General features: G+C 44.2%; 5 protein-coding genes, 1 tRNA gene and 1 pseudogene. 4 read left to right on the top strand and 3 right to left on the bottom strand.

The genetic code is table 11. From position 1 onward, the window contains the following. Positions 1 to 478 precede the first annotated feature (478 nt). The 4 genes and pseudogenes from IM477_RS22850 to IM477_RS01695 all read left to right on the top strand — a co-directional run. Positions 479 to 631: pseudogene (locus tag IM477_RS22850) on the top strand (transposase family protein); the annotation flags it as partial. Beyond that, positions 624 to 809: a hypothetical protein gene (locus IM477_RS01705; protein WP_353845524.1), complete on the top strand. Its 186-nt coding sequence runs from the start codon at positions 624 to 626 to the stop codon at positions 807 to 809. The pseudogene IM477_RS22850 and the gene IM477_RS01705, both read left to right, overlap by 8 nt. Positions 810 to 1,191: 382 nt before the next feature. Beyond that, a complete protein-coding gene (locus IM477_RS01700; RefSeq protein ID WP_287730290.1) occupies positions 1,192 to 3,429 on the top strand; it encodes an FdhF/YdeP family oxidoreductase in 2,238 nt (745 codons plus the stop codon). A 289-nt stretch (positions 3,430 to 3,718) separates the two neighbouring features. Next, entirely contained in the window at positions 3,719 to 4,144 is a 426-nt protein-coding gene (locus IM477_RS01695; protein WP_287730288.1) for a lysozyme inhibitor LprI family protein, read from the top strand. 59 nt (positions 4,145 to 4,203) lie between these two features. Here IM477_RS01695 and IM477_RS01690 read toward each other — a convergent pair. The 3 genes from IM477_RS01690 to IM477_RS01680 form a co-directional block, all read right to left on the bottom strand. After that, a tRNA-Gly gene (locus IM477_RS01690) sits at positions 4,204 to 4,274 on the bottom strand. Positions 4,275 to 4,359: 85 nt separating this feature from the next. Then, entirely contained in the window at positions 4,360 to 5,097 is a 738-nt protein-coding gene (locus tag IM477_RS01685) for an HAD family hydrolase (protein ID WP_287730287.1), read from the bottom strand. Positions 5,098 to 5,794: 697 nt separating this feature from the next. Continuing rightward, positions 5,795 to 7,477 (bottom strand): AAA family ATPase (locus IM477_RS01680; RefSeq protein WP_287730286.1); only part of this gene is annotated, 1,683 nt, incomplete at its 5' end.

Below are 7,477 nucleotides of genomic sequence, written 5' to 3'. Positions count from 1 at the left end.
GCTACTGGGTACATTTTTCCCTTGAAAATGGCTGTACCGTTGACTGTATCTGGAGTAGAGCGATTCCGTAGAGTTGGCTGTATAGTGATCGCTAACCTCATTGCAACAGATGGTGTCACTAATCTCTAGAGTCAGCGATTCCCTCTGTAGCCATGTTTTTGATGGTTTTCTGCCCCGAAACAAGCTATAACGGTCGAAAGGTCAAATTTGAAAATTTTTGCCTCAAACCCTATCTGCGTAAGGACTTCAGGAGTTTGTGTCTAGTAGTATATTAGTATTACATGGCTTTAACTCAGGCTCTGTAAGACTTTTAGCCATAGCCAGTATGTTTATACGGGGGAAGTCCAGTTATAATTAGCCTTAGTCTCACTGTTGTTCATGAAAATTAATGAGGAAATAGCTCATGGGTAAAGGTTTTGCCCCCGTTCTCCCAAGGGAAAATAAAGCTCAACTAAAACCGGAGCTTCCTTTAACACCAATCAATGAAATTCAAGCTAGTTTATTGACTTATCTTCAAGATATTCCTGACCCGAGAGTGTCCCGAACCCAAAAACATTTATTAACTGATATTTTAGTCATTGCTATTTTAGCAGTTATAGCGGGAGCCCAAGGTTGGGAAGATAATGAAGATAAATGTCGGATTCGCTCCGGCCACAGCCCTCGTAATGGGAGCCTTCTTGAGACGAGTAGCACTTAACGCTCTTAACCAAGAATCGACTTACCGACGTAGTATGGCACAAAAAAGTAAACGGGCGGCCATGGATAACAACTATATGATGGCTGTGCTGAGAGCCTTTTGTCAAGCCTAATTGAGATGCTCTTACCCTGATATTATTATGAGTTATAACCAATTGCCGAGACGGATCGGAAAGTATCCGAATTGCCGAATCGATTTGAATCGGATAATCTAACATCCCTTTCAGAATCTGTTTCTGTTTTACTTGGAGATTGGCGATCATCTCTTCTAAATGTTGAAAGTCTTCATTTTCATCCATCGGAATTATCATTTTTAATAGACCTCTCCCTAGTCTGATAAAATCACAATCATAGGATATTGTCAACAACTAACCGTAGCTTGCCCGGTCGTTTATCCGTTGCCGATGCACTTTTTAAAAAATAGTGATAAACTCAACTGTACTGGGTACACTCTCCCTCTCGGAGGGATTTGAGAAAAAATCGGGAGAAAAAGCGATGAAAGAACGGGAAACATCGGACAAAATTGAAGCGGGCGGGGGTTTTCCCGTATTGCAATATTGGGCAGAAAAAACCCTCTCTCCTCAAGGGATTAAACTCTGGCAAACCTTAAATCATAAAAGTGCCTGTTTAGCTTGCGCTTGGGGAACGGGGGGACAAAAAGGCGGTTTTGTCAACGAAGCGGGGGAAAGTCTGCAACGTTGTCTCAAAAGTGTGGAGGCGATTACCTCCGAATTAATGCCCGGTATTAAAACCGATTTTTTTCAGACCTATCATCTCGCTCAATTACAGTCCCTAACCTCCTTAGAATGCGATCGCTTGGGTCGTTTCAGTTATCCCGTCCTCTTAAAAGCCGGAGAAAGTCACTATCAACGTATTAGTTGGGAAGAAGTTTATCGATTAGCCGAACAAGCTTTTCGCCAACCGTCCGAGACTCTGGCCTCCTATAGTTCGGGACGTTCTTCTAATGAAGCTGCCTACCTCTTACAATTGTTTTTCCGGGCATTAGGAAGTAATAATTTAGCCGATTGTTCCGATCTCTGTCATGCCGCCTCGACCGTAGGATTAAAACAGGTTTTCGGCTCCGGGACTTCAATGGTCAGTCTGGAAAGTTTAAAACAAGCCGATTGTGTGGTATTGATCGGTTCTAACGCCCCGGCTAATCATCCTCGCCTGATGAATGAATTAATTCAAATTCGTGATCGCGGCGGTAAAATTATTATTATTAACCCGCAAATTGAAGTCGGATTGGTCAAATTCTCCTCGCCCGCTTTTCCGATTAAATCCCTATTGCGGGGCGGTTCCGATATTTCTACTCTCTACCTACAGCCGATTCCGGGTAGCGATACCGCCCTATTCGTCGGATTACAAAAATCTTTGATCGAACAAAATTTAGTCCGCTGGGATTATCTCGAATCCCATACAGAAAATTGGCAATCTGTTATAGATTACGCCCGACAAATACCCTGGGAAACTATTACTAAAACCTGCGGTTTATCCCGAGAAGAAATTGAAGCAACCGCCGCCCTTTTCGGCAATTTAGAGCGAGTGGTTTTCGCTTGGGCGATGGGGGTTACACAACAGGAAAATGGTGTCGATAATATCATCAGTATCGCTAACACGGCCTTACTCACGGGTAATGCCGGCAAAATCGGAGCCGGAACCATGCCAATCAGAGGTCATTCTAATGTACAGGGCTTCGGTTCTATGGGCGTTACGGTGAAATTACGTCGGGAAATCGCCGAGGCACTTTCTCAACTTTTAGGAAAGCCATTAAATATAACTGGCGGTTATGATACCAGGGCATTAATTGAAGCGGCCGAACGGGGCAAAATCAACACCCTTTTCTGTTTGGGAGGTAATCTTTATGGCGCAAATCCAGATTTAACTCAAGCCAAAAAAGCCTTAGCACAAATTGATACGATTTTTTATGTAGCCACCAAGCCAAATTTAGGACATTTTCAGGGATTAGCCCGACAAAATACGGTAATTTTACCCGTCTTCGCTCGTTTTGAAAATCCTCACCCGACAACAACCGAATCGGGCAATAATTTTGTCCGTTTTAACGAGCGGGGAAGCAGTCATCTACAGGGTTCCGATGTGGATGTCATCTCGGAAGTAGAACTATTAACCAACATTGCCGTCAAAGTTTTAGGCACAAACCCGATTGATTGGTCGAGATTAGACGACACCGCCTATATTCGTCAGTTAATCGCCAAAACGATTCCGGGTTATCAAAAAATCGGGCAATTAGATCAAACCCAAACAGAATTTACCATTAGTGGAAGGATTTTTACCGAACCCCATTTTCCGACCTCAACCGGAAAAGCGCAAATGTCTGTCACCCCTTTACCCACTTTAAAAGCGCCGCAAAAGCAAGATTTCAATCAACCAGAAAATGCACCCGGAATTACCCTGATTCTCGGAACAGGACGCAGTTATGGACAACATAATACCGTCGTTTATCAAGTGGGCGATAAATATCGGGGAATGCCCCACCGTCATTGTTTATTAATGAACGCCGAAGATGCCAAAAAAGCGGGCTTTCAAGAACATCAACGAGTCACCGTTCAAGGAGATGCCGGCAAATTAGAGAATATCGAACTTATTTTCGGTCCGATTCGCGAAGGTGTTGGCTTTATGTTCTATCCCGAAACCAATGTTTTATTCAAAGCTAAAATCGATCCTCGCTGTGGGACTCCTGCTTATAAAAGAGTTCCCGTCTGGGTTTTTTAGTTATCAACTCCTCTAATTTTCTTTTTTGGAAATAATGAAATAGGGTTAAGCAGGTAGGCAAAATTATTTGTAGGATGGGTTAGGGGTAGCGTAACATGAGCAGGCGTTGGGTTTCATGCTTCAACCCAACCTACGTTCATCTTATATTTAGTTCCACCCACCCACTTTTTTGGAAATAATGAAATATAGTTAACCAAGCCAACCAACGAATTGAGCAGAATGAAAAAGCTATGGTCGGTTTGATCGCATTTCTGTTATCTTCTTCTTACCGTCATTAAAATAAGTATCCATGGGTAAGTTTTTACTAACCGTATTAAGCATAGCGAGTTTGTTTGCTGTCGGGATGGCTACCCCTAGCATTGCAAGTCCCACATCTGCAGCGACAAACTTGCAACTAGCTCAAAATCCTAACTGTAACAATCCCCAGACTCAAAGCGAAATGAACATTTGTGCCAGCATCGCTTATCAAAACGCCGATCGCAAGTTAAATCAAGTTTATCGACAACTACTGCCAAAACTGTCAGCTGCTCGCAAACGAAAATTAATTGCTGCCCAACAAGCTTGGATTAAGTTTAGAGACAGCAGTTGCGAATTTGAAAGAAGTGCCTATGAGGGAGGCTCTATAGCTCCCATGATTTACAGTAATTGTTTGGCAAATGTCACCGAGCAGCGTACCAAAGACTTGCGGAGATATTTAGAAGATAGCGATCTCTAAGTCAGAATCGCCGTTGATATTACCGATAATTCCTTAGACGTTTACTGCACAACAGCCTAAGCGGGTGAGGGGAATCGAACCCCTATCATTAGCTTGGAAGGCTAGGGTTTTACCACTAAACTACACCCGCATTTTCTTAGCACTTTCGTTAGTATAACACGAATTGCCGATTTTTGCAAGTAGGGATTTTCAGCTTGTTAATCGCCTCTAGATGGTCATAGATTGCCTAAAAATCCCGATCGCTCGGTTATTTCCCCGATTTGGCTAAAAGTTTTCTCCACGCGATCGAGGTCTAATTGGGAGAAATTATCGATCGCCCAGTTGGACACTCTCTGCATAAAATGGAAGGGATAGGTATGAGCGATTCCCACCACCTGCATTCCCGCTCTTTTTGCCGCTTCGCAACCGACAAAAGTATCTTCAATCACCAGACATTCCCAGGGTTGCAACTGTAGATTAAAATTCCAACGATTGAATCTTTCTACGGCCAGTAAATAACCATCCGGTTGAGGTTTACTGGTGCTGATATCATCCCCGGTGACAATGACACTAAAGTAATCCCCAAGGCCCGTCTGTTGCAAGATTGATTCTACTTCCGAGCGTATTGCTCCCGTCACCAAACCGATTTGTAGATCCCTGGCCTTAACCCGTTTTAAAAAAGAGTATATCTCTTCATAAATAGGAATTTTCTCTAATTTTCCTAATTTTTCTCGGTATAAACTCGCTTTTTTGTTAATTAACTTGGTCAGATACTCCTCGGTCACTTGACGACCGCGACGGGTGAGAACATTACGCAAACAGACGCGATCGCTTCTTCCCAGACATAACTCCGCAAATTCCGACCCTAGGGGCAGTAAATTTTCCCCGATCAAGATTTCATTGATTAACTCTTGATGGATTGGTTCATCATTGATGATCACCCCATTAAAATCGAACAGAACAGCCTTTAACATCAATCTTAGACAGAAAAGCTAATAAATAATAAGTAGGTGGGTATTAAAAATTGTCAGACACCCCCATGATCAAGGGGGATCCCCCGCCTATCGGCACCCCCCTTATCAAGGGGGGCAGGGGGGATCAAAACCCCCCTTATCAAGGGGGGCAGGGGGGATCAAAACCCCCCTTATCAAGGGGGATCCCCCCGCCTATCGGCACCCCCCTTATCAAGGGGGGCAGGGGGGATCAAGGACAAAATCTATCTTCAATTTAATTGAAACCACTTACTTAAATATTCTTGATTATACTAAAGTTTTTCGTCGGGGCCGGGCGGGTCTTGTCCCTTACCCCATCTCAACAAACAATTTTAATCGGAAAATTGCCAAGGCCTTGACAAATTTCCAGATTTGTTCTATTATTTTGTTATAGTGGGAATCCGTGCTGCCCTGTAACCCCCCTATTTGGGGTTTGCTAAAAAGGTACGGGCGAAGCATTCGGATAGAAAATCTACGGTTTCAGTGATAGGTTATTGCCCGAATGCTTCGCCCCTACAGGACGCGGGCCGATGAAGACGCAAGGTTTTGAAGCACGATTCTCCCCTTGCACCTGTTTCGCAAGACAGACCCCCAAAACCCTTACCTTGCCTACATTTCACATTTATTAAGCAAGTCCCATTCTGGGCTGAGATATTAGCCAAAAATATAACAAAAGAATTTAGGTCATTGTTTCTTGTTTCGTTTCCGATACCCAACGACGGAATAATTCCACAGCAATCCGATAACGGCAGTCTTGGCATTCGATAACATGATGATTTTCAAGGGTTTTTAGGGCCCGGTCGAGAGTTGTGTCAGTTAATCCGGTGCTGGACAGTAAATCTGCCCGGGTTAATCCTTGCAGATGGGGAGAAAGAACTATTAAAATTTCCTGTTGTCCGGCCGGCTCTTGTTTAGCCTGTTTCCAGACACCCGTAAAATAATAATTCCCCCTTTGGAAAAACTCGTCATCGATGGCTTTTTCCACATCTTCCACCTGAAAACGAATATCTTGGGGACGTTGCAACTCAAAGACCTGTTTATTATAAAAACGTACCAGATGAAAGCCGATCAGTTGTACTAAATAGGGTTGACCGTGGGTAAGTTGATAAATTTTGTCCAAAGCGGATGGGGTATAGTCTAGGGGAAAATCCTCGTCTTCCCCAACGGGATTAGCGAGGATAACGCGAGTAGATTCAGGAGAGAGGAAACTGACCGGAATCGGGTAAACACTGCCAAAAAAAGGATGAAAATAATCGGCAGTCATCTCCTCTAGGGTATGTAATCCGGCAAAAACAAAAGCTAGACGCGGACTACTCTGGACAAGGGAACGCAGATAGCCGAGGAAATTCCGGGGGAGGGTATTCGCTTCGATTAAATCCTCAATTATCTCGAACTCATCGAGGGCAATAATTAAACCGGTTTTAGCTTTTTCCGGCAGAATCTGGCGCATCAGACGGTCTAAATAACGATTAAAAGATATTTCTGGATATTGCAGCATTTTTTCCTCTTCTGGGGCATCAATTGCCAAAGTTTGGGCGATTTCCTCAGCCATAGTCAGGAGAACTTCGGCTAGGCTGGTTACTGTGGCCACGCGCTGTAAATTAATGTAGATAACCGAGACATCTGGTGGAAGATATGCCTCCAGATTGCGTAGAATCGAAGTTTTACCCATGCGACGATGACCATAGAGAACCACGGAGGATAGGTTATCTCCGGACCACATTGACTCAAGTTCCCGCAGGATATCCTCACGACCAACAAAGCGTTTACCGATCACTGGATCACCGATAATGTAGGGATTAGGAATCGGTTGGGTAATAGTTACCGTTCCCACCGTTCCCGCGATGGATGCGCTAATTTCTGCCCATTTTTCGGCGATAGAAAGGATTAATTCTTTTTCTGCTTGGGGTAAATTGGCCGCCTGTTGGTCGGTTATATCCCTTAATTCCCCGATAATCCGATTAAGAGCGAGGGATCTGGTCTGTTGGGAGTAACTTCTCTGGACTAAAGCTATTTCTGTGATAACTCGATTTAAACTGCTGATAGCTTGCCAAGTTTGCGGACGTAATGACGGTTCTGCGGCAATGGGGGCAACCTCCAGGGAAGCGATACTATCGGGAGTTGCTGCCAGACTAAATCGGTATAAAGTTTGGGCGAGGCTATACATTTCTTCCCCGTAGGCGAGGGAACGTACCACAGCAAAGGCTTTTTCGGCTTTTTCGGTGTCCCGTTGGCGAAGATACCAAAAACCGGCGGCGGCGGCGCGAGCAGGAGTATCTAGACGGATTTGGCTGTCAGTAAAAGAAAACAGTTTCGCCGACGCATATTTTAACAATTGCCAATCGGAGGGATTTTCTGCCAG

Source organism: Microcystis sp. M090S1 (assembly GCF_020246295.1).
In the GTDB taxonomy this organism is placed as follows: domain Bacteria; phylum Cyanobacteriota; class Cyanobacteriia; order Cyanobacteriales; family Microcystaceae; genus Microcystis; species Microcystis aeruginosa.
The sequence above is the reverse complement of the archived record's forward strand: the minus strand, read 5'-3'. Positions and strand labels throughout refer to the sequence as shown.

Bases quoted from the DNA above. Each gene is read 5' to 3' on its own strand.
- IM477_RS01705 (WP_353845524.1), top strand. From the start codon at position 624: ATGAAGATAAATGTCGGATTCGCTCCGGCCACAGCCCTCGTAATGGGA.
- IM477_RS01700 (WP_287730290.1), top strand. From the start codon at position 1,192: ATGAAAGAACGGGAAACATCGGACAAAATTGAAGCGGGCGGGGGTTTT.
- IM477_RS01695 (WP_287730288.1), top strand. From the start codon at position 3,719: ATGGGTAAGTTTTTACTAACCGTATTAAGCATAGCGAGTTTGTTTGCT.
- IM477_RS01685 (WP_287730287.1), bottom strand. From the start codon at position 5,097: ATGTTAAAGGCTGTTCTGTTCGATTTTAATGGGGTGATCATCAATGAT.